This is a genomic window from Agromyces sp. Root81 (assembly GCF_001429165.1).
Taxonomy (GTDB): Bacteria; Actinomycetota; Actinomycetes; order Actinomycetales; family Microbacteriaceae; genus Agromyces.
The window spans coordinates 940,812-962,247 of the sequence record NZ_LMIR01000001.1; the positions used below are offsets into that span (position 1 = coordinate 940,812).

General features: G+C 70.9%; 19 protein-coding genes. 6 read left to right on the top strand and 13 right to left on the bottom strand.

What is annotated here, in order from left to right; all coding sequences use genetic code 11:
- Positions 1–11: 11 nt before the first annotated feature.
- Both ASE14_RS04530 and ftsY read right to left on the bottom strand, forming a co-directional pair.
- Positions 12–494, bottom strand: a complete 483-nt coding sequence (locus ASE14_RS04530; RefSeq protein ID WP_056651251.1) for a hypothetical protein — start codon at positions 492–494, stop codon at positions 12–14.
- Between the two features lie 22 nt (positions 495–516).
- Positions 517–1,392, bottom strand: coding sequence for a signal recognition particle-docking protein FtsY (ftsY, locus tag ASE14_RS04535; protein WP_056651254.1), 876 nt, complete (start codon positions 1,390–1,392; stop codon positions 517–519).
- 107 nt (positions 1,393–1,499) lie between these two features.
- Here ftsY and ASE14_RS04540 point away from each other — a divergent pair, with 107 nt between their 5' ends.
- Together ASE14_RS04540 and ASE14_RS04545 are read left to right on the top strand one after the other, a co-directional pair.
- Positions 1,500–2,468, top strand: coding sequence for a TIGR03885 family FMN-dependent LLM class oxidoreductase (locus ASE14_RS04540; protein ID WP_056651256.1), 969 nt, complete (start codon positions 1,500–1,502; stop codon positions 2,466–2,468).
- A complete protein-coding gene (locus tag ASE14_RS04545) occupies positions 2,465–4,129 on the top strand; it encodes an alpha-amylase family protein (protein ID WP_056651259.1) in 1,665 nt (554 codons plus the stop codon). Before ASE14_RS04540 ends, ASE14_RS04545 begins: the two co-directional genes overlap by 4 nt.
- Before the next feature lie 27 nt (positions 4,130–4,156).
- Here ASE14_RS04545 and smc read toward each other — a convergent pair whose 3' ends face one another.
- Entirely contained in the window at positions 4,157–7,675 is a 3,519-nt protein-coding gene (smc, locus tag ASE14_RS04550; protein ID WP_056651261.1) for a chromosome segregation protein SMC, read from the bottom strand.
- Positions 7,676–7,835: 160 nt separating this feature from the next.
- On the opposite strand from smc, the gene ASE14_RS19915 reads away from it, so the two are divergent.
- From ASE14_RS19915 to ASE14_RS04570, 4 genes are all read left to right on the top strand, one after another.
- Positions 7,836–8,918 carry a GNAT family N-acetyltransferase gene (locus ASE14_RS19915; protein ID WP_162257695.1) on the top strand — a complete coding sequence of 361 codons (1,083 nt, stop codon included), beginning with the start codon at positions 7,836–7,838 and terminating at the stop codon, positions 8,916–8,918.
- A 57-nt stretch (positions 8,919–8,975) separates the two neighbouring features.
- The gene (locus ASE14_RS04560) at positions 8,976–9,401 is read left to right on the top strand and encodes a hypothetical protein (protein ID WP_157372782.1); all 426 of its coding nucleotides are present in this window, start codon (positions 8,976–8,978) and stop codon (positions 9,399–9,401) included.
- Positions 9,402–9,468: 67 nt separating this feature from the next.
- Positions 9,469–9,978 carry a hypothetical protein gene (locus ASE14_RS04565; protein ID WP_056651270.1) on the top strand — a complete coding sequence of 170 codons (510 nt, stop codon included), beginning with the start codon at positions 9,469–9,471 and terminating at the stop codon, positions 9,976–9,978.
- Between the two features lie 164 nt (positions 9,979–10,142).
- Positions 10,143–10,529: a hypothetical protein gene (locus tag ASE14_RS04570; RefSeq protein ID WP_157372784.1), complete on the top strand. Its 387-nt coding sequence runs from the start codon at positions 10,143–10,145 to the stop codon at positions 10,527–10,529.
- Positions 10,530–10,533: 4 nt separating this feature from the next.
- Here the strand turns inward: ASE14_RS04570 and mutM are convergent, their stop codons facing one another.
- From mutM to ASE14_RS04620, 10 genes are read right to left on the bottom strand one after another with little or no spacing between them, the layout of a single operon-like run.
- A complete protein-coding gene (mutM, locus tag ASE14_RS04575; protein ID WP_056651276.1) occupies positions 10,534–11,457 on the bottom strand; it encodes a bifunctional DNA-formamidopyrimidine glycosylase/DNA-(apurinic or apyrimidinic site) lyase in 924 nt (307 codons plus the stop codon).
- Between the two features lies 1 nt (position 11,458).
- On the bottom strand, positions 11,459–12,151 hold the full coding sequence (gene rnc, locus ASE14_RS04580; RefSeq protein WP_157372819.1) for a ribonuclease III: 693 nt from the start codon (positions 12,149–12,151) through the stop codon (positions 11,459–11,461).
- 46 nt (positions 12,152–12,197) lie between these two features.
- Positions 12,198–12,401, bottom strand: a complete 204-nt coding sequence (rpmF, locus tag ASE14_RS04585) for a 50S ribosomal protein L32 (RefSeq protein ID WP_022891802.1) — start codon at positions 12,399–12,401, stop codon at positions 12,198–12,200.
- Positions 12,402–12,403: 2 nt separating this feature from the next.
- Positions 12,404–12,973: a DUF177 domain-containing protein gene (locus ASE14_RS04590; protein WP_235511083.1), complete on the bottom strand. Its 570-nt coding sequence runs from the start codon at positions 12,971–12,973 to the stop codon at positions 12,404–12,406.
- Between the two features lie 11 nt (positions 12,974–12,984).
- Positions 12,985–15,312 (bottom strand): DUF3488 and transglutaminase-like domain-containing protein, encoded by a 2,328-nt coding sequence (locus ASE14_RS04595; protein WP_157372786.1) that lies wholly within the window; start codon positions 15,310–15,312, stop codon positions 12,985–12,987.
- Complete coding sequence (locus tag ASE14_RS04600) at positions 15,302–16,693, bottom strand: DUF58 domain-containing protein (protein WP_056651284.1); 1,392 nt, start codon at positions 16,691–16,693, stop codon at positions 15,302–15,304. Before ASE14_RS04600 ends, ASE14_RS04595 begins: the two co-directional genes overlap by 11 nt.
- 1 nt (position 16,694) lies before the next feature.
- The gene (locus ASE14_RS04605; RefSeq protein WP_056651286.1) at positions 16,695–17,699 is read right to left on the bottom strand and encodes a MoxR family ATPase; all 1,005 of its coding nucleotides are present in this window, start codon (positions 17,697–17,699) and stop codon (positions 16,695–16,697) included.
- Complete coding sequence (coaD, locus tag ASE14_RS04610) at positions 17,696–18,187, bottom strand: pantetheine-phosphate adenylyltransferase (protein ID WP_056651288.1); 492 nt, start codon at positions 18,185–18,187, stop codon at positions 17,696–17,698. The genes ASE14_RS04605 and coaD overlap by 4 nt, the downstream gene beginning before the upstream one ends.
- Before the next feature lie 51 nt (positions 18,188–18,238).
- On the bottom strand, positions 18,239–20,491 hold the full coding sequence (locus ASE14_RS04615; RefSeq protein WP_082600067.1) for an ATP-dependent DNA helicase RecG: 2,253 nt from the start codon (positions 20,489–20,491) through the stop codon (positions 18,239–18,241).
- The gene (locus ASE14_RS04620) at positions 20,488–21,294 is read right to left on the bottom strand and encodes a tetratricopeptide repeat protein (protein ID WP_056651291.1); all 807 of its coding nucleotides are present in this window, start codon (positions 21,292–21,294) and stop codon (positions 20,488–20,490) included. Before ASE14_RS04620 ends, ASE14_RS04615 begins: the two co-directional genes overlap by 4 nt.
- Between the last annotated feature and the right edge of the window lie 142 nt (positions 21,295–21,436).

The following is a 21,436-nucleotide window of genomic DNA, read 5'->3' on the forward strand; positions in this document are numbered from 1 at the left end:
CCCCCGTGCATTCAGGCGTCGAAGCGGAGGTCGACCATGTCGCGCTGGATGTCGATCGACGCGACGAGGCGCGAGTCGATCTCTTCGGGCGCGAGCCCGAACTCGAACTCGGCGAAGTGCTCGCCGTCGCCGTCGGCGTCGGGCCGGAGGTCGACGCGCACGAGGCTCAGCGACCGGAGTGCATCGATGTCACGGTCGCCGGAGTCGCGGGTGATCGCGTCGGTCGCGGCATCCGCTTCGTCGCCGTTCAGCACCGCTGCGAGGAACTGCGACACGGGGCTGCTGCCCGAATCGAGCTGGCCGACGAAGACGCCGCGCAGCTCGTCGTCGATGAGTTCGAGTTCACCGATCATCGTCGCCGCCGCGTCGAGCGACGCGGTCGAGACGTCGTCGACGTCCGCGTCGAGCACGACCTCGACGTCCTGGTCGCCGTACTCCTTGCGCTCGGCCCAGTAGTCGCCGATGAGGCCGAAGTAGTCGTGTTCGATCGCCATGTCGTTCTCCTTCTCAGCCTTCTCAGCCGACGAGCTTCTGCGCGAAGACGTGCGGCGTGAATCCCGTGAGGTCGCCGATGCCCTCGCCTTGTCCGATGAGCTTGATCGGCAGGCCGGTCTTCTCCTGCACCGCGAGCACGAAACCGCCCTTGGCGCTGCCGTCGAGCTTCGTCAGCACGAGGCCGGTGACCCCGCCGTGCTCGATGAAGGCCTCGGCCTGGGCGAGGCCGTTCTGACCGGTCGTCGCGTCGAGCACGAGCAGCACCTCGCTGATCGGCGCCTGCTTCTCGACGACGCGCTTGATCTTGCCGAGCTCGTCCATGAGCCCGCCCTTGGTGTGCAGGCGACCGGCGGTGTCGATGATGACGATCTCGGTGCCGTCGCGCTTGGCCTGCTCGACGGTCTGGAAGGCGACGGATGCCGGGTCCTGGCCCTCGCGCTCGGGGCGCACGATGCCGACGCCGGCGCGTTCGGCCCACGTCGCGAGCTGGTCGACCGCCGCCGCGCGGAAGGTGTCGGCCGCGCCGACGACGACGGTGCGGTCGAAGGTGCGGAGGAACCGCGCGAACTTGCCGATGGTCGTGGTCTTGCCGACGCCGTTGACGCCGACGACGAGCACGACGGCCGGCCGCTCGGTGAGCTTCAGCGTGGGGTCGTACTTCGCGAGCCGCTCCTCGACGATCTCGCGGAGCATCCGCTGCACGTCCTTGGGATCGGTCGTCTTGAACCGCTCGACCTGCGCGCGGATCTGCGCGACGATCTCCTCGGTGACCGATGGGCCGAAGTCCGCCCGGATCAGTGCGGACTCGAGGTCGTCCCACGTGTCCTCGTCGATCGTCTTCGCCCCGAAGACCCCGCGGAGGGCCGCGCCGAGCGACCAGGATGCACGTTCTGCCATGTCTCCAGCCTAGAGCGCATGCCCGCTACACCGATCCAGTGGACGCCCGCAAGGGGTTGCCGGCCACCGCTCCAGCGCCGAACCTCGAGGTGACGGAAGGAACACCGATGACGATCGTGGGATTCCATGCCTCGCACGAACAACTCCCGCCGAGCCGCTTGCTCGAGGCGGTCAGGCATGCCGAGCATGCGGGGTTCGATGCCGCGATGTGCAGCGACCACTTCGAACCCTGGAGCGTCCGCCAAGGTCACTCCGGATACGCATGGAGCTGGCTCGCCGCAGCGCTCGAAGCCACCCGGTTCTCGCTCGGTGTCGTCACTGCACCCGGGCAGCGCTACCACCCGGCGATCGCCGCGCAGAAGATCGCGACCCTCGCCGAGATGTACGCGGGACGATTCTGGGCTGCGATCGGCAGCGGCGAGGCGATCAACGAGCACGTCACCGGCGAGCCGTGGCCCGAGAAGGGCGAGCGCGACGCGCGGCTCATCGAGACCGTCGACGTCATGCGTCGCCTGCTCGCGGGCGAACAGGTGTCCGCCGCCGGCCGCATCCGAGTCGACCGGGCGCGCATCTGGAGCCTGCCCGAGTCACCGGCGCCCCTGTTCGCAGCAGCCGTGGGCATCGAGACGGCGCGCGAGGCCGCTGCGTGGGCCGACGGCGTCATCACCGTCGACCAGCCCGGCGACGCGCTCCGCGCGTTCATCGACGCCTATCGGGATGCGGGCGGGCGCGGTCCGGTCTCGGTGCAGGTGCACCTCAGCTGGGCCGCGACCGATGACGAGGCCCTCGCGATCGCGCACGACCAGTGGCGGCAGAGCATCGTTCCATCGCATGTCGCGTGGGAACTCGACACACCCGAGGCGTTCGACGAACGCACTGCGGATGCCTCGGCGGAGCAGGTCGCCCGGACTCTGCTGGTCTCCTCGGACCCGAGCCGGCACCTCGACCACCTGATCGGACTCGCCGAGCTCGGGGTGGATCGCCTCTACCTCCACCACGTCGGCACCGAACAGACCGCCTTCATCGATACGTTCGGCGAGCACGTCGTGCCCACGCTCACGGAGGTCGGGCGATGAGGATCACCGACCGCAGCGACCTCTGGTGGAAGACCGCGGTCGTCTACTGCCTCGACGTCGAGACCTACATGGACTGGAACGACGACGGCTCAGGCGACTTCGAGGGGCTGGCCCATCGGCTCGACCACCTGGCCGACCTGGGAGTGACGTGCATCTGGCTGATGCCGTTCCAGCCCACCCCCGATCGCGACGACGGCTACGACATCACCGACTTCCTCGGCGTCGACCCGCGACTCGGTTCGCTCGGCGACGTGGCCGAGTTCACGCGAACGGCGCGAGACGCCGGCATGCGCGTGATCATCGACTTCGTGATGAACCACACATCGGAGCGGCATCCGTGGTTCACGGCGGCCCGGCGGAGCCGCACCTCCCCGTACCGCGACTGGTACGTGTGGCGCGACGAACCCCCGAAGCAGCAGGCGGGCACGGTCTTCCCGGGCGAGGAGGACAGCGTCTGGGAGCTCGACGAGCGCACCGGCCAGTACTACCTGCACAGCTTCTACCGGCACCAGCCCGACCTGAACATCGCGAACCCCGCCGTGCGCGACGAGATCGCGAAGACGATCGGATTCTGGCTGGAGCTCGGCATCTCGGGGTTCCGGGTCGACGCGGTGCCGTTCCTCATCGAGGCGCCCGAGGGCGTCGACATCGGCGACCCGCACGAGATCCTGCGCGACATCCGTCGATTCCTGCAGCGTCGATCGAGCGAGGCCGTGCTGCTCGGCGAGGTGAACCTCGCGTACGACCAGCAGCTCGAGTTCTTCGGTCGCACGGGCGACCCGCCAGAGCTCACGATGCAGTTCGACTTCCTCGGCATGCAGGCGCTCTACCTCTCGCTCGCCCGGGAGGACGCCCGACCGCTCGCCGCGTCGCTCGCGAAGCGTCCCGTGCTCGAGCCCGAGGCGCAGTGGGCGAACTTCGTGCGCAACCACGACGAGCTCACGCTCGACAAGCTCTCGGACGCGGAGCGGGAGGAGGTCTTCGAGGCGTTCGCGCCCGAGGAGTGGATGCGCGTCTACGGCCGCGGGATCGTGCGCCGGCTGCCGCCGATGCTCGACGGGGACCCGCGCCGCATCCGCCTGGTCTACAGCCTGCTCTTCTCGCTGCCCGGCACGCCCGTGCTGTTCTACGGCGAGGAGATCGGCATGGGCGAGAACCCGGCGCAGGAGGGGCGGCTGGCGGTTCGCACGCCGATGCAGTGGACCGACGATCGCAACGGCGGCTTCTCCCGGGCCACGCCGGCGAAACTCGTCGCGACGCCGCCCGCCGACGGCTACGCGCCCGAGCACGTGAACGTCGAGGCGCAGATGCACGACCCCGACTCGCTGCTCGCCTTCGTGTCGCGACTCGCCGTGCGGTACCGCAGCTCCCCCGAGATCGGATGGGGCGAGCTCGACCTGCTGTCGACCGGACAGGACGCCGTGCTCGCGCACCGGATCACCGCCGACGTCGGACGGTTCGTCGCCGTCCACAACTTCGCGGCCGCGCCGACGGTGGTGCCGCTCGAGCTCGGCCGGGTCGCCCCGGGCACCGTGCTCTCCGACCTGTTCGCGGTCGGCGCCGAGCCGATCGACGAGCGCGGTCGCATCGACGTGCACCTCGACGCGTACGGGTACCGGTGGTTCCGGATCGTCGAGCCCGACGATCGTCGGCTGACCTGACCTGAGCGGAGCGAGCCGCCGGCAGCGTCAGCTCGCCTTCGCCTCGCGCTCCTCGCGCACGCGCTGACCGACGACGGCCGACACGCCGTCTTGCCGCATCGAGACGCCGTAGAGGGCGTCGGCGATCTCCATCGTGCGCTTCTGGTGCGTGATCACGATGAGCTGGGAGTCGTCGCGCAGGGACTCCATGGTCGTCAGCAGGCGCCCGAGGTTCGCGTCGTCGAGCGCCGCCTCGACCTCGTCCATGATGTAGAACGGGCTGGGGCGGGCCTTGAAGATCGCGATGAGCAGCGCGACCGCGGCGAGGGAGCGCTCGCCGCCCGAGAGCAGCGAGAGGCGCTCGATCTTCTTGCCCGCGGGCTTGACGCTCACCTCGATGCCCGTCGTGAGCATGTTCTCGGGATCGGTGAGCGTGATACTGCCGACGCCGCCCGGGAAGAGCACGGGGAAGACCTCGGCGAACGCCGCCTGGGTGTCGTCGAACGCACTGCGGAAGATCGACTCCATCTTGCCGTCGATCTCCTCGATGATCGTCAACAGGTCCTTCCTCGTGTTGGCGAGGTCGGTGAGCTGCTCGGTGAGGAAGAGATGGCGCTGCTCGAGCGCCGCGAACTCCTCGAGCGCGAGCGGGTTGACGCGGCCGAGCTGGGTGAACTTGCGCTCGGCCACCGCGAGGCGGCGCTGCTGCTCCTCGCGCCGGAACGGGCGCGGCTCACCGTCTTCGTCGTCCGCCGGAATGAGCTGCTCGGGCCCGTACTCGTCGACGAGCACGTCCTCGGTGAGCCCGAGCTCGGATTCCGCACGCTCGACGAGGCCGGCGACGTGGAGCTTCTTCTCATAGATGCGCAGTTCGAGGCCGTGCACGTCTTCGGTGACCGACTGCAGCCGCTCGCGCACGGCGGCCTCCTCCCGGCGCACCGCCTGCAGCTCCTCGTTGCGGCTGGCGCGTTCGGCCTCGGCATGGACGAGAGCTACGCGGGCTTCGGCGACGGATGCGTCGACGGAGGCGAGTGCTGCGGGCAGCACGTCGGCGACCCTGGTGGCCGCCTCGAGCTGGGCCCGACGGATCACGGCGCGGCGCGCGGCATCCGCTGCGGCCTGTCGCTCCGCCTCGAACTGGGCCTCCATGGCGCGGATGCGGGCCTCTTCGGCGCGAACGCGCTCCTTGGCCGTCTCGAGTCGCAGCTTCGCCTCGACCTCGGCCTCCCGCGCCGTCTCGAGGATGGCGAGCGCGCCGTCGCGGGCACCTGTCTCGAGCACCGGTCGCGGCTCGGCACGGGCCGCCTCGAGCGCCGTCTTCGCTGCTGCGGCCAGCTGCTCGGCCTCGGCGACGCGCTCCTCCGCGAGGGCGGCGGCCTGACGCAGTCGCTCGGAGTCGGCGTCGGCCGCCTCGGCCTGCACGCGCGCGCGGTTCAGTCGTTCGGTGCGCTGGGCCAGTTGCGCGTCGAACTCGCGCAGTGCCGCGAGCGCACGCTTCGACTGCTCCTTCGACTGCTCGACGATCTGGCGCTGCTCGGTGAGCTCGAACCGGGCGCGCTCGATCTCGGCGCGCACCTCCTCGAGGCGGGCGGCGGCGCGATCGCGTTCGGCGATGAGCTCGATGCGGCTCTGCTTGCGGCCCGAGCCGCCGCGCAGCACGTAGCGGCCGACGACGGTGCCGTCCTTCGTGATGACGGTGGCCGGGGTGGAACGCCTCGCGAGTGCCGCCTCGGCGTCGCGGGCGGCCGCGAGGTCGTCGGCGATGAGCACCTCGGCGAGGAGACCGAGCACCCCGGGGGGTGCCGTGACGACCTCGGATGCGGCCGTGAGTCCGGCGACCGGTGCCGCCGCGGCCGGCGCCGCGCCGGCGTCGGCCAGTGCCAGGGCGACGCGTCCGAGTTCGCCGCGTTCGGCGTGCTCGAGGGCGCGGAACGCGGCGGCCCGGTCGTCGACGAGCACGGCGTCGCTCAGCGAGCCGAGGGCCGCGGCGATCGCCGGTTCGTAGCCGGGCTCGACCTGCAGCGCCTCGGCGAGGAGCCCGCGCACGCCGCTGACACCGGCCGTGACGAGTGCCGCCGAGCCGTCCTTCTGGTCGAGGGCGAGCGAGAGGGCCTGAGTGCGGGCGCCGAGTGCGCCGTGTTCGCGTTCGCGGCCGTGCAGCGACTCGCGGATGCGCTCGATCTCGGCTTCGGCCTCGAACACCGCCGCCTGGGCGAGCTCGTAGGCCTCGTCGAGGTCGGTCTCCGCGGTCTCGCCGTTGTCGGCTTCGGCCTCCGCCGCGGCGAGCGCGCCCGCCGCGGAGGTACGTCGCTCGGCCGAGGCGGCGAGGGCGTTCTCGTGGCGCAGCACCTCGCCGCGCACGGCGGCGAGCTTCGACGCCGCGGTGTCGGCCTGACCCGTGAGCTTGGAGAGTTCGAGGTCGTACGCCGAGACGAGCGCGCTCTGGCGGGCGATGCCCTCGTCGACGGTGTCGAGTTCGGCGCGGCGGTGCATCGTCGCCTCGTGCGCGTCGTCGAGAGCGGATGCCGCGCTGCCCACGCCGTCGCGGATGCCCGTGAGCTCGGTCACGGCCTCGTCGATCATCGCGCGGGTGACGCTCGGCGAGACATCCGTCTGCTCGGCCGCACTGCCGAGCAGGGCGATGCGCTGCCGGGCGAGCGAGTCGAGTGAGCGGAGACCACCCTGCGCCTGCTCGAGCGCGAAGGTCGTCGATCGCGCCCGGTCGACGGCATCGCCGACCTGAGCCTGCTCGAGGCGGGTGACCTTGGCCTGGTGCTGCTCGAGCCGATCCTGCAGCACGAGGCGTTCGGCGTGGCGTTCGTGTTCGCTCTTGCCGTGCTCGTCGAGCGCACTGCGGAGCCCGACGACCTCGTCGGCGAGGAGGCGCGCCTTGGCGTCGCGCACGACGGCGGCGATCGTGGCGGCCTCGCGGGCGACCTCGGCCTGGCGCCCGAGCGGCTTCAGCTGCCGCCGGATCTCTCCCGCGAGGTCGGAGAGCCGGGTGAGGTTCGCCTGCATGGCGTCGAGCTTGCGGAGCGTCTTCTCCTTGCGCCGACGGTGCTTCAGGATGCCGGCGGCCTCCTCGATGAAGCCACGGCGGTCTTCGGGAGTGGCTCGCAGCACCTGGTCGAGCTGGCCCTGGCCGACGATGACGTGCATCTCACGGCCGAGACCGGAGTCGCTCAGGAGCTCCTGCACGTCGAGCAGGCGGCAGTTCTCGCCGTTGATCGCGTATTCGCTCGTGCCGTTGCGGAAGAGCGTGCGCGAGATCGTGACCTCGGTGTACTCGATCGGCAGCGCACCATCGCTGTTGTCGATCGTCAGGCTCACCTCGGCGCGGCCGAGCGGACCCCGGGTGGAGGTGCCCGCGAAGATGACGTCCTCCATCTTGCCGCCGCGCAGCGTCTTGGCGCCCTGCTCGCCCATGACCCAGGCGAGGGCGTCGACGACGTTGGACTTGCCGGAGCCGTTGGGACCGACGATGCAGGTGACGCCGGGTTCGAACGCGAACGTCGTCGGCTGTGCGAAGGACTTGAAGCCCTTGAGCGTCAGGCTCTTCAGGTACACGTCCCACCCTCTCCTGGTCGCGAGAACGCTGGGGACTACGGTATCCGAGGTTCGTGCCCTCGCCGCGCACGCGCGCCGTCGACGGCGTGATTCGTGCTTGTCGCCGCCGGGCACTGCCGATATCCTGATCGGCTGCCCGCGGGGCGGCGAGGAGGAAGACGTGAGCATCGACATCCGACCACTGGACGCACCCGAGCGACTCGGCACACCCGATGCAGTGGAGTTCGAGGCGTACGTCGAGCTCACCGCGCAGGTCGAGGAGTCAGTGTGGGGGCACCGGCGCTTCTCCTACGAGGCCGCCGAGCTGCTGCCCGAGTTCCACGACGACCGCTACACCGGCCGGCAGGCGTTCGCCGCCTGGGACGCCGACCGCTGCATCGGCCGCGCCGAGGTGCAGTGGGAGCAGAGCGAGGGCGCCCGTACGGCCGAGATCACGGTCGGGGTCGCCGCCGCCGAGCGCCGACGCGGCATCGGCACTGCGCTGCTGCGCCGTGCAGAGGTGCACGCGCGATCGATCGGTCGCGAGGTGCTCACCGGGTTCTCGGATGTGCCGCCTGCCGGCCTCGAACTCGCAGGACCGCGTCTCGAGGCACCCGACGGCACCGGCTCGATCCCCGCGGCCGACCCGGGCGCCGCGTTCGCGACCCGTCACGGGTACCGCCTCGGCCAGCTCGAACGCGTGAGCGGGCTCACCGTGACCGGGCGGTTCGACGAATTCCGCTCGCTGCTCGCGGAGCGACTCGCCGCCCGCGACGCCGCCTCCGCCGCCTACCGGCTCGTCGGCTGGATCGACCGCGCCCCCGAGGAACTGCTCGACTCCCTCGCAGTGGCGCACGCCTCGATGGCCACGGACCCGCCCGCCGGCGGCATCACGATCGACGAGGAGGCCTGGGACGCCGATCGGGTGCGGGCCGGCGAGACGCTCGCGCTCGCGGGTGGTCGCACGACGCTCGTGCAAGCCGCGATCGCCCCCGACGGCGCAGTGGCGGGCTATACGGAGCTCTCACTGCCGCCGAACTCGGTGGCGGTGTTCCAGTGGGACACGATCGTGCTCGGTCCGCACCGCGGTCACCGGCTCGGCATGCTGCTGAAGCTCGGCAACCTCGTGCGCCTCGGCGAGACCGCGCCCGAGCGCAGCGACATCTACACGTGGAACGCCGACGAGAACGAGCACATGCTCGCGATCAACATCGCGCTCGGCTTCACACCCCGCGGCATGAGCGCCGAGTGGCAGCGCGCCTGACCCGCCGGCAGTTCGGACACCCGAAACCATCCACGATCCCCACAGGAAGGAAGCCGAGTGATCACCTCTGCTCAGGTCGCCCGACGGATGGAGGGCGACCGCCTGCCCTTGCTCACCCTCGAAGAGTTCTTCGACGGCAACGAGGCGGAGGATTCACTCGCCCCGAACCAGTGGGGATACGGAAGGCCGCCACTGACTGAGATCCTGCGCCGACTTCGAGAAGCAGAGCAGGCCACGGACGTCGCCTGGGTCCGTGTCGGGCTGCACTGGGACACCGAGACGGACGAGGAGAACGGCGACGTGTGTGCCGAATCGATCCTCATCGCGACCACGGCGCCCGCGGTCGACCTGGAGGCCCGGCTCGATACCGAGTCGCTGCAGAGCGACGGAATCATCGAGTCGGACGAGCAGTCACTCGAGGACTACTGCAGCATCCCGGCGATCTCCGGACACGAGCGCATCGTGTTCCTGGTGTGGGACTGACCGTCGCCGCCGTCACTCCGTCTGCCTCCACAGGCCTGGCTCCAGCGGCCCCGACCATACTCGAGTCATGAGTTTCCCCGCGCCTGAATCCCCCTCGTTCGAGCATGTCGACTTCGAGGCACTCGATTCGTTCCGTTTCCCGGACGGCGGCGGGTATCCCCAGAGCTACCGCGAGTTCGTTCGCACCTGCGGCTGGGCTCGCACGTTCGGCCTGTGGCTCATCTACCCGCCCGTGCAACCCGGTTTCGCAGACGGGCGGGCCCGTGCAGCGAACCTCACCGCGCACTTCCACACGGTCTTCCGCGACGGCGAAGAGCAGGAGTTCGACTGGATGATCGAGCCAGACGGTGGCTGGGACCTCGCCGAACGACTCGACGTCTTCGGCTGGAGCGAGAACGGCGATCTTCTCCTCTGGGACGTCGCAAGCCGCAATGCCGACGGGGAGTTCCCGGTGTGGGAATCGCGCGGCATGAACACCCTCCATCTGCTCGGCTCGAACCTTGCCGAGGCGCTCCTCGAGCTGCGCGAGCGCTCCGAGGTCCAGGTCATTGAGCCGCTTCGACCTGCCCGTCTCTGACCCACAGCTCATCCGGATCCGCGCCGAGTTCCGACATCCTTCCCGGCGCGCACCTGGACACCATGCCATCGCCCGAATCAGCCTCGGACCTGCTGCCTGAACTAGCTGTGGCCCAAGCGTGCAGCAGCCCTGTCCCTACTGTTTGCGCAGATAGGCTGGGGCCGATGTCGCCCCTTGAGTTCGAGCCACTCTCCACCAACTTCTTCAGATGTGCAATCACGATTTCGGACTGCACGTATTCATCCGGTGTGCTTTTCGACAGCCAAGTTCCTTCTGCGGAGCAAGAAATCGCATTGCAGCAGGCGCGAACCGCTTTCAGTTTCGTGCAAGACAAGCATCCCGAAGACCTCCATGCAATTGTGGCTCACCGCCTTCCCCCTGAGGCGGATCCGCACATCTTCAGCGAGTGCGAGCTCGTGTCACTCAGCGCGGCATGGCGCTCTGAAACGCAGTCGCTCAGGCTCTCCCTTGCCTACGGTTTCGATGGCGGAGTTTATGCAGTCGCGTCATTGTGCTGCGACACCGTGGACCACGTTTCGCTCGTCGACTGATCGACTACCGCCGCCGCTGGCACCTCGGGCAGAAGTGCGAACCGCGGTTCATGAACGCCTCGCGCACCATCGGCGTGCCGCAGCGCGAGCAGGGCTTGCCTGCGCGCCCGTACGCGTTCAGGGAGTGCTCGAAGTACCCGGATGCCCCGTTGACGTTGACGTACTGGGCGTCGAAGCTCGTGCCGCCCTCGGCGAGCGCCTTGCCGAGCACGTCGCGTACGGCGGCGAGGAGCTCGCGCGCCCTTCTCGTCGAGAGCGACGAGGCGGGCTGCTCGCCGTGCAGCTTCACGGCCCACAGCGACTCGTCGGCGTAGATGTTGCCGATGCCGCTGACGACGCCCTGGTCGAGCAGCACGCGCTTGACGGCCGTGTCGCGCCTGTCGAGTGCGGCGAAGAACGCGCGATCGGAGAAGGCGGGATCGAGGGGATCTCGCGCGATGTGGGCCACCTGGGCCGGCACGAGCCGCGCCCACTCCCCCGACACCCCGTCGGAGAAGCCGGCGATCTCGCCATCGGCCGTCGGCACGAGACGATCGACGGCGAGCGAGCCGAAGATGCGCTGGTCGACGAAGTCGACGCGCAGCTCGCCGTGCTCGGGATGCTCGAGGTGCAGCCGGACGCGCGCGTGGGCGTCGTCACCGGGATGGTCGGGCGTGCGCAGCAGCATCTGCCCGCTCATGCCGAGGTGGCCGACGACCGCGCGGCCGTCACGGCGCTCGTCACCCGAGAGCGGCAGCCAGAGGAACTTGCCGCGCCGCACGGCCGCTTCGATGCGAGCGCCGGTCAGCAACGTCTCGAAATCGCCGGATGCCGCGTCGTGCCGTTTCAGCGAACGCGGCTCGAGCACCTCGACCGCAGCGACGACGGCACCGGTGACCGCAGGCGCGAGTCCCGCCCGCACCACCTCGACCTCGGGCAGCTCGGGCACGTCAGTGCGAGTTCAGCAGGGTCCAGGCCTCGAGCGCAGCTGCCATCTCGGCCTGCTTCTTGCTCGAGCCCTCGCCCGACGCCTCGACGAGGTCGCTCACCGTCACCGTTGCGACGAAGTGCTTGTTGTGGTCGGGGCCGCTCTCGGCCACCGTGTACACGGGCGCGGAGGCGCCACGACGCGCGGCGATCTCCTGCAGGCTCGTCTTCGGGTCCATGGCCGCGCCGAACCGGGCCGGGTCCTTCATGAGCGGTGCGACGAGTCGCAGCACGAGCGCAGTGGCGGCATCGCCGCCGGCGTCGAGGTACACCGCGCCGATGATCGCCTCGACGGTGTCCGCGAGGATCGACGGCTTGTCGGCGCCGCCGGTCATCGTCTCGCCGCGGCCGAGCCTGATGAACGGGCCGACATCGATCGAACGACCGACCTCGGCGAGGGCGACACTCGAGACGAGGCTCGCCCGCCGCTTCGCGAGTTCGCCTTCGTCGAGGTCGGGATGATCGCGGAACAGCTTGACCGTCACGGCCTGCCCGAGGATCGAGTCGCCGAGGAACTCCAGGCGCTCGTTGGTCGGGATGCCGCCGTTCTCGTACGCGAATGACCGGTGCGTGAGCGCGAGCTGGAGCAGGGCGGGATCGATCGAGATCTGCAGACGCTGCTGCAGTTCCTCGATCGCTCGATCCTCAGCCCCGATGAGCTCCGTTCGCGTCACGACCGGTCGTTCAGGTATCTGGGGCCGACTAGACGTCGGCGACCTTGCGGCCCTTGTACTCGAGGAAGAGCGGGGTGCCCGCCGAGTCCTCGACGACCTTGGCACGGTGAGGAAGGCTGTAGGTGACCTTGCCGTTCTCGACCGTCTTGACCAGGGTGGGGACCTCGGCCTTCCACTGCGCACGGCGCATGTGGGTTCGGGCGCGTGACTTCTTCCGCTTCGGAACAGCCATGACTATCTCTCTTCTCTCTGCTGGTCGGCGCCGGATGCGTCATCCGGGCCGCTGTCTTCGGAAGCCTGGAACCCGGCGAGCGCGGACCATCGTGGATCGCTGTGCTCAGGGGTGACGAGTTCCGGATGATCGGCCAGTCGGAGCCCGGTCTCGAGGTCGAGACCCGGGCAATCCGGTCGGCACACCGGCTGGAACGGCAGTGCCAGCACTACCGCATCTCGGATGAGTGGTTCAAGATCCACGTGGTCGTCTTGAACCTCATACTCGATGGCTTCCCCAGAATGATACCCGAAGAGTTCTTGGAACTCGACTTCGACCGGCAAGGCGATGTCAATGAGGCACCGACCGCACTCCCCTTCGGCGACCGCATCGATCTCGGCGGTGACGAGGATGCCCTCGTGCACCGACTCGAGTCGGACCTCGAGATCGAGCTCGGAACCGGCTCGGACTGCGACGAGTCCCTCGCCCATCTGGTCGCCTGCGGGGACGGTGAACGGGTGCTCGCGCATCTCGCCCGGACGGTTGACGAGATCTCGCACGTTCACGCGGAACGGAGAATGCTTGATGGCCACGAGCGACGAGTCTACGCGTCGACGGATGGGCGTTCGCCGAAAGCCCGGCGCGCGGCGTCGAAGAGCGAACGCGGTGCGAACACGGCGTGCGCTCTCGCCGACAGCGCGGCATCCGCGAGCAGCGCTGCGCGCACCCGATCGAGTTGCTCCTGCAATTCGGATGCCTCGGGCGGCGAACCGGTCTCGGGCCCGTATCGTTCGCGTTCGACGGCATCGCGCAGGGCGGTGAGCGCGGCAAGCGCCGCCGCCTCGCCGAACGCCTCGCGCTCGGCGGCCGTGGCGGCGAAGGCCCGGGCGGTCTCGACGTCGTCACCGCCCGCCCCGAGATCGCGGGCCGTCGCGATGACCTCGTCCCACGCGGCATCCGCCGGCCGCTCGCCCTTCGCGATGCGGCGGCGGCGCGTCCAGCGCTGCCCGAGCCGCAGCATCGCCGGCAGGAGGAGCACGAGCACCGCGACGAGCACGACGGAAAGGCCGCGCTGCCACCACGAATCGGCGGTGGCGCCGCCGCCGCCCTGCCCTGCGAGCCCGCGGTCGGGATCGAGGTCGGGACGGCCACTCGCGCCTGGCGTGATCGGGGCGGTGCTCGGCGCAGCGGCGCCGGTGCCGTCGCCGGCCCCTGGGCGCGAGTAGTCGGGCACGCTGCCACGACCCGGCGTCGGCTCGAACGGCACCCAACCGACGCCCTCGAAGTACAGCTCGGGCCAGGAGTGCAGGTCGTGCGAGTCGACTTCGACGCGCTGCACGCCGTCGACCCGCTCCTGGGTCGGCGAGCCCTGCGTGTAGCCCAGCGAGATCCGCGAGGGGATGCCGAGTTCGCGTGCGAGCACCGCCATCGTCGAGGCGAAGTGCACGCAATAGCCCGACTTCGTCTCGAGGAACTGCGCGATGACGTCGAACCCTCCCCCGTCGTAGCCCTCTGCGACAGGCGCCTCGGTGTCGTAGTCGAACTGCGACGAGCGCAGGAACGACTGGATCGCGACCGCCGCGTCGTACTTGGACGTCGTTCCGGCGGTCACGACGACGGCCGTGTCCGCGATGATCGGCGGCATCTCCTCGGGCAGCTCGAGATTGGCCTCGAGTTCGGCGGGCACCTCGGTGCTCGCGTCGCGCAGCTGCGCCACGGTGGGCGTCACCTCGAGCCGGGTGACCCGGTACCGCTGACCCCCGGTGTTGGTGTCGACGCTGCGCACGGCGAGCGATCCGGGGTCCCAGAACCAGGAGCCGCTCAGCCCCTCGATGCGCGATGCCGGGTAGGGCACGGGCAGCCACGTGGTGCGCACCTCGTCGACGACGACCTCGATCGGATGCTCCGAGGTCTCGACCTCCTCGGAGAGTCCATCGGGCAGCGGCATCGCATCGACCGTGTTGTCGCCGTCGACGGCCGTGTCGGTGACCCCCCAGACCTCGCCTTCGAAGCGGTCGAGCGTCAGCAGGGTGAAGTACGGCCGATCGGCGTCGCGGGCGAAGTAGTGGAACGCCGGCCGTGCCTCCGGTCGCCGGAGATCGCGCCCGAGATCGATGAACGGGCTCACCCCCCGTGCGAACAGCGTGCCCTGACTGGGAGACCCGAGCAGCAGGCTCGTCGACACGCTCGGCGTGGATGCGGCGAGCACCGACGCCGTGAGCAGGCCCACCGCGGCGAGACCGAGCGAAGCGCCGAGCGTCGAGACGATGGGCACGCGCTTGGGCGGCACGATGACGGCGGCGTCCTCGCCCTCGTCGCCCGCGAGGAGGCGTGCCCGACGGCGCACGCGGACGTCGACGCGGAGCAGCAGCAGATATGCCGCGGCGGTCAGCACGAGCGCCGGCAGCTCGGCGCCCGCCTCGATGATGAAGCCCGGCACGAGGATCGGCACGAGAGCCGGCGCCGCGGCGAGCGCCGGCATGCGCAGCGTCTGGACGAGGATGTCTGCGACGACCGCGAGCAGCCCGATGCCGAGCGCGAGCGCGAAGAGCAGCGGCGGCACGGCGATCGCAGGCACCGACTGCTGCTCGATCGTGCGCTGGGCCCCCGACATGAGGCCGCCGAACGTGTCGAACGTCTCGGGCGTCGGAACGATGAGCGCGATGCTCGACGCCCCGCCGAACACGAGCGTGAGCAGCAGCAGGAGCACCACGAGCTCGAGCACCGGGACGAGGGAGGCAGGCGCCCGCAGCGCCCGCAGCCCGGCTCCTGAGAACAGCACTCCACCCGCGATGAAGGCGCAGAGCCACCACCATCCGCTGCCGGCGATGAGCGGGCCGAGCGCCATCGCGGCGGTCGCGAGCAGCAGGAAGGAGGCCGCGGTCAGCGCGAGTCGCTGCGCTCGCGAGAGGGGGACGGGGTCAGGGCGCATCGGAGTCACCGCCGAGGTCTGCCGGCGCACGCGGCGCCGCGCCGCGCCGCGCCTGCGGCTCGGGGCGGGTCATGGTCGTGCCGGACCAGGCCGCCGCGATCTCCGCGCCCCGGCGCACGCGCACGACCCGCCAATCGGCCTTCTCGAGAGCGTCGACGACGCCGGCCGCGACGCCCTCGGTCGCGAAGGCCACGGCCGGTTCGAAGGTCGATCGCAGGGCCACGAGGGTGCGGGCATCGTGCTCGTCGGGATCGACGAGCACCGCGAAGCCTGGCATGCGGGCGTCGCGGCCCCGAGCACCCGACGCCGGGGCCGCTGCATCGACGTGCTGCGTTCGGGGTCCGGCCGGCCGGGCGGGCCCGTCGAGCCGCGCGAGGTCTTCGAGCAGCATGCGATCGCCGCCCGGCATGCGGTAGCCGGCGCCGGCCTCTTCGGACAGGAGGCTCCGGTCGGGGTCGTCGACCCGGTCGCAGCGCACCCGGAAGCCGCGTTCCAGCAGGTGCATGCCGATCGACGCCGCGACCTCGACGCCGAGTTCGAAACCGAAATGGGGCGTATCGTCGCCCTCGCGCCGGTGGCTCGTCTGTCGCGCCCGGCCGGCGAGGGTCGTGTCGAGGATGATGCGCGCCTCGGGGTCGCCGCGCTGCTCCTCTTCGCGCACCATGAGCTCGCCGCGACGGGCCGTCGCGGCCCAGTTCACCCGCCGCAGCGGATCGCCGTACCGGTACTCCCGCGCGATGAGCTCGTCGGAGTTCGGGTGCGTGCGCCGCTGCAACCCGTTGAGCACGCCGTCGACGCTCGCCGCTGAGCCGAGCGCGGTGTCGAGCGGCGTCACCCGCGGGGTCACCACCACGTCGTGCGCCGTGCCGACGTCGCGGTCGATGCGGGCGAGCCCGAACGGGTCGGCGATGCCGACCCGCAGGGGGCCGATCGGGTAGACGCCGCGCCGCGGCATCCGCAGCCGGTACTCGACGCGCACCGTGTCGTCGCCCGAGGGGAGCATCGACTCGTACGGCCCCATCGCCGGCAGGATCGCCTCGGGCGAGGCCGTGAGCGCCGCCGGCACGCCGTCACGCCAGTGCGCACCGTCGAAGGTGCGCCGCGAGCGGTTCTTGATGACGAGGGCGACCTTCGTCGATGCCCCGGCGGACACGACCGGCGGCGCGAACCGGCGGGTCACGGCGAGCGTCGGCTTGCGCAGCGTCACGAAGAGCGCGGCCACCGCCGGCATGGCGATGCCGACGAAGGCGAGCACGAGCACGTCGCGCAGGTCGAACCAGAGCGAGACCGCGAGGAGCAGCACTCCGACGATGACGAGCGTGGCACCCCGGCGAGTGAGTCGCGGCCAGGTCGCGACTCGAACGGAGCGGGGGCGCCACATGTCAGTTCCTTCGTGCGCTGCCGACCGGAACCGGCGTCTCCCCCACGATGCGGCGCACGATGGCGTCGATGAGCGGCCCGCTGTCGCGGTCGTGCGCCCCGACCGCACGACTCGTGGGCACCAGCCGGTGCGCGAGCACCGGCACGGCGAGCGCGTCGACGTCGTCGGGCAGCACGAAATCGCGCCCGTGCATCGCCGCGTGCGCCTTGGCCGCGCGGATGAGCTGCAGTGTGGCCCTTGGGCTCGCCCCGAGCCGCAGCTGCCGGTCTTCGCGGGTGGCCCTCGCGAGGTCGACGGCGTACTCCTTGACCGGTTGCGACGTGAACACGTGCTGCACGGCTTCGATCATGCCGCGGAGCTCGGCGAGGCTGACGACGGGCTCGAGTGCGTCGAGCGGGCTCGACGTCTCCCGCGTGGAGAGCATCGCCAGCTCGTCGGCCGACGAGGGGTAGCCCATGGAGATGCGCGCCATGAACCGGTCGCGCTGCGCCTCGGGCAGCGGATACGTGCCCTCCATCTCGACCGGGTTCTGCGTCGCGATGACGGTGAACGGCGGCTCGAGCCGATAGGTGGTGCCGTCGGCGGTGACCTGGCGCTCCTCCATGCACTCGAGCAGCGCGGACTGGGTCTTCGGGCTCGCCCGGTTGATCTCGTCGCCGATCACGATGTTCGCGAAGACCGGGCCGTGCTTGAACTCGAACCGCCGGGTCGACTGGTCGAACACCGAGACGCCGGTGACATCGCTCGGCAGCAGGTCGGGGGTGAACTGGATGCGGCTGACGGTCGCGTCGACCGAGCGGGCGAGGGTCTTGGCGAGCATCGTCTTGCCCACGCCCGGCACGTCTTCGATGAGGAGGTGGCCCTCGGCGAGCAGCACGGTGAGTGCGCTCGTCACGGCCTCGCGCTTGCCGGCGATGACCGCCTCGACGTTCTGCACGATGGTGGCCGCGCGCGCACCGACCTCGTCGATGCCCATCTTGGCCGCGACGGCCGTGGTCTCGGTCATGGCGTCATCGCCGCCTGGAGGTACTCGGCCACGACCGGCGGCACATACGGCGCGACGTCGCCGCCGAGCGCCGAGACCTGACGCACGAGCGAACTCGACACGTGGGCGTTCGCCGGATCAGGCAGGAGGAAGACCGTCTCGACCCCGGCGAGGTGGCGGTTCACGATCGCCATTGGCGTCTCGTAGGCGACGTCGAGCTGCGATCGCACGCCCTTCACGAGCACGGAGGCACCGACGTCGGTGCAGTAGTCGACGAGGAGGCCCATGCTCCACGAGGCCACGACGATGCGGCCCTCGATGCCGGCTTCGGCGATCGAGCGCTCGATGAGCGAGACGCGCTGCGCGATCGGCAGCAGCGCCGACTTGTCGGGGTTGTGCACGACGACGACGTGCAGCTCGTCGTAGAGCCCCGCGGCCCGTTCGATGACGTCGAGATGGCCGCGCGTGACGGGGTCGAATGAACCTGGGACGACGGCGATCCGCTGCATACGCAACAGCGTACTGCCCGCGCAGCCCAGCCGGAGGGGCTGTGGAGAGTCTCAGCCCTTGCTCAGGTACCCGCTCGTCTCTTCGTCGAGTCGGCGGCGCACCGCGGCCGCGAGGGCGGGGTGCGACGCGAGTCCGTCGCCGCCCGCGAGCACCTCCTGGGCCATCTCCCGCGCCTCGGCGATGAGGTCGCCGTCGCGCGCCACCTTCAGCAGCTTGAGCGAGGACCGGCCGCCGGACTGCACGGCGCCGAGCACGTCGCCCTCCTGCCGCAGCTCGAGGTCGGCCTGGGCGAGCTCGAAGCCGTCGAGCGTGGCGGCGACGGCCTCGACCCGCTGCAGGGCCAGGGAGCCGGGCACGGCCGAGGTCACGAGCAGGCAGAGCCCCGGCACCCCGCCGCGGCCGACCCGGCCGCGCAGCTGGTGCAGCTGGGAGACGCCGAACCGGTCGGCGTCGACGACGACCATGGCGCTCGCGTTCGGCACGTCGACGCCCACCTCGATGACGGTCGTCGCGACGAGCACGTCGATCTCGCCCGACGAGAACGCGCGCATCGCGGCATCCTTCTCCTCGGCGGACATCCGGCCGTGGAGCGGGGCGATGCGCGTCTCGGCGAAGCGCGGGTGGGCGCGCAGCTCGGCGAGCACCACGGCAACGGATGCCACGGGCGCGGCGGCGTCGGCCCGGCCCTCACCATCGGACGACTCGGCCACCGGGGCGCCGCCCGGCCCCTCGTCTTCGACGACCTTCGGCTCGATCGCCGGACACACGACGAAGGCCTGCCGCCCGAGCGCGAGTTCTTCGGCGAGCCGCTCCCAGATGCGCGGCCGCCAGGTGGGACGGATCGCGAGCGGCACGACCTGCGACGTGATGCCCGCGCGACCGGCGGGGAGCTCGCGGATCGTCGACACGTCGAGGTCGCCGAACACCGTCATCGCGACGGTGCGCGGAATCGGCGTCGCCGTCAGCACGAGCACGTGCGGGGGGCTCTGCCCCTTGAGCCGGAGCGCCTCGCGCTGCTCGACGCCGAAACGGTGCTGCTCGTCGACGACGACGAGCCCGAGATCGGCGAACGAGACGGTGTCGCCGAGCAGCGCGTGCGTGCCGACGACGATGCGGGACTGTCCCGCAGCGGCGCGCAGCAGGGCCTTCTTGCGCTCGGCGACGGGGAGCTGGCCCGTCAGCAGGGTCGGCATGAGCTCGGCGGCGAGATCGGGGCCGAGCATCTTCGCGATCGATCGCAGGTGCTGGCCGGCGAGCACCTCGGTCGGGGCGAGGAGCGCCGACTGGCCGCCCGAGTCGGCGACGGCGAGCATCGCCCGCAGGGCGACGACCGTCTTGCCGGAACCCACCTCGCCCTGCACGAGCCGGTTCATCGGCACGGGCTCGCCGAGGTCGTGCGCGATCTCGCCACCGACCTCGAGCTGGTCGCCCGTGAGGGTGAACGGCAGCGCAGCGTCGAACCGCTCGAGCAGTCCGCCGGGCACGGGCTGTCGCGCGGCGGTCGTGTGCGTGCGCAGTTCGGCGCGGCGCTCGAGCAGCGCCGTCTGCAGCACGAACGCCTCGGTGAAGCGCAGGGTGCCGCGGGCGCGCTTCCAGTCACCGTCGCGCTCCGGCCGGTGCACGAGCTCGAGCGCCTGTCGATGGACGAGGAGCGACTTCGCCGCGCGAACGGAGTCCGGCAGCGGGTCGTCGAGCGGGGCGAGACCGTCGAGCACGAGCTCGATCGCCTTCGCGATCTGCCAGCTCGCGAGCGTGCTCGTCGCCGGGTAGATCGGGATCGGCGCCTCGGCCCATCGCTTCGCCGCTGCGTCGCCGGCCTCGAGCGGCGTGGCGTCGTCGAACAGCTCGTAGTCGGGGTGCGCGAGCTGACGCTGCCCCTTGTAGTCGCTCACCTTGCCGGCGAAGATGCCGCGCCGCCCGGGCCGGAGGTCTGCTGCGCGCCAGCGCTGGTTGAAGAACGTCAGGGTCAGCACTCCCGTGCCGTCGGTGATCTTCGCCTCGACGATCGAGCCCCGGCGGGCGCGCATCGATCGCTCGCCCACCTCGATCACCTCGGCGATGATCGTGATGTTCTCGTCGAGCGGCAGGGTCGCGAGAGCGGTGAGCTCACCGCGCATGGCGTAGCGCCGAGGATAGTGGGCGAGCAGGTCGCCGACGGTGCGATGCCCGAAGCCGCGCTCGAACGCCTGCGCGGTACGTCCGCCGAGCGCGCCCGACAGGCGGGAATCGAGGGTGAACGAACCGGGCGCGATCTCGCCGCCGGTCGTCGCTTCGCGCCCCTCTGTGCCGCGCCCATCGGTCATGGCTCGATCGTAGGCTCCGCCTCCGTCAGTGTGGCGAGCTCCGCCTGCACGTACGGGTCGTCGGGACGGGCTTCGGCGAGTTCGCGCTGCAGCGCGAGCGCCTCGTCGGTGCGGCCCAGGCTGCGCAGGCACCGCGCGACCGACCAGCGGGCGACGTGGCGCTGCTCGGCCGTGCCGTAGCGGTCGGCCGCCTCGACGGCCAGTTCGAAGTGCGTGAGCGCCGCCTCGGCCCGGCCGCCGTCGTGCATCGTCCAGCCGAGGTTGTTGTGCAGTGCCACGCCCCAGCGCAGCAGCCTGGCGTCGCGCCGCCCGGCGAGCACGTCGAAGCCTTCGGCGGCCCACTCCTCCTCGTGCCCGGCGTCGTTCAGCGCGAGCATGTGCAGGGCGTCGAGCACGAGGAACGGCGAACCAGCGATCGCGGCCTCCCGCACGCCTCGGGTGAGCTCAGGCACGGCGTCGGCCGGGCGGCCAGCGGATGCCGCGAGCCGGCCCCGCTCGATCGCCACGCGCGCTCGCAGCTCCGCGGCATCCGCGGGCGGGTCGTCGGCCCGAATGCCGGCCGCCACGCCCTCGAGCGCGGCGAGCGCCTCGTCGATGCGGCCCTGGATGCCCAGGGCACGCGCGAGCTGGGTGGTCATCACCGCGCGCAGGTGCGCGGAGTTGCCGTCGTCGTCTGCGGCCTCCCTGAACCGCTCCTCACTGGCCGCAGGGTCCCCGAAGTCCCAGAGTCGGTCGATCATCTGCTGTTCGGCGCCGCGGTGTCGGGACGGTTCGGCGGGCACCTGGTCGGTCGAGTCATCCACCCTCCCATCATGGCAGCGCCCGGAGGTCGGCCGAGCATGCCGCGCATCCACGCATCATGGCAGCGCCCGGAGGTCGGCCGAGCATGCCGCGCATCCACGCACGCATCATGGCAGCGCCCGGAGGTCGGCCGAGCATGCCGCG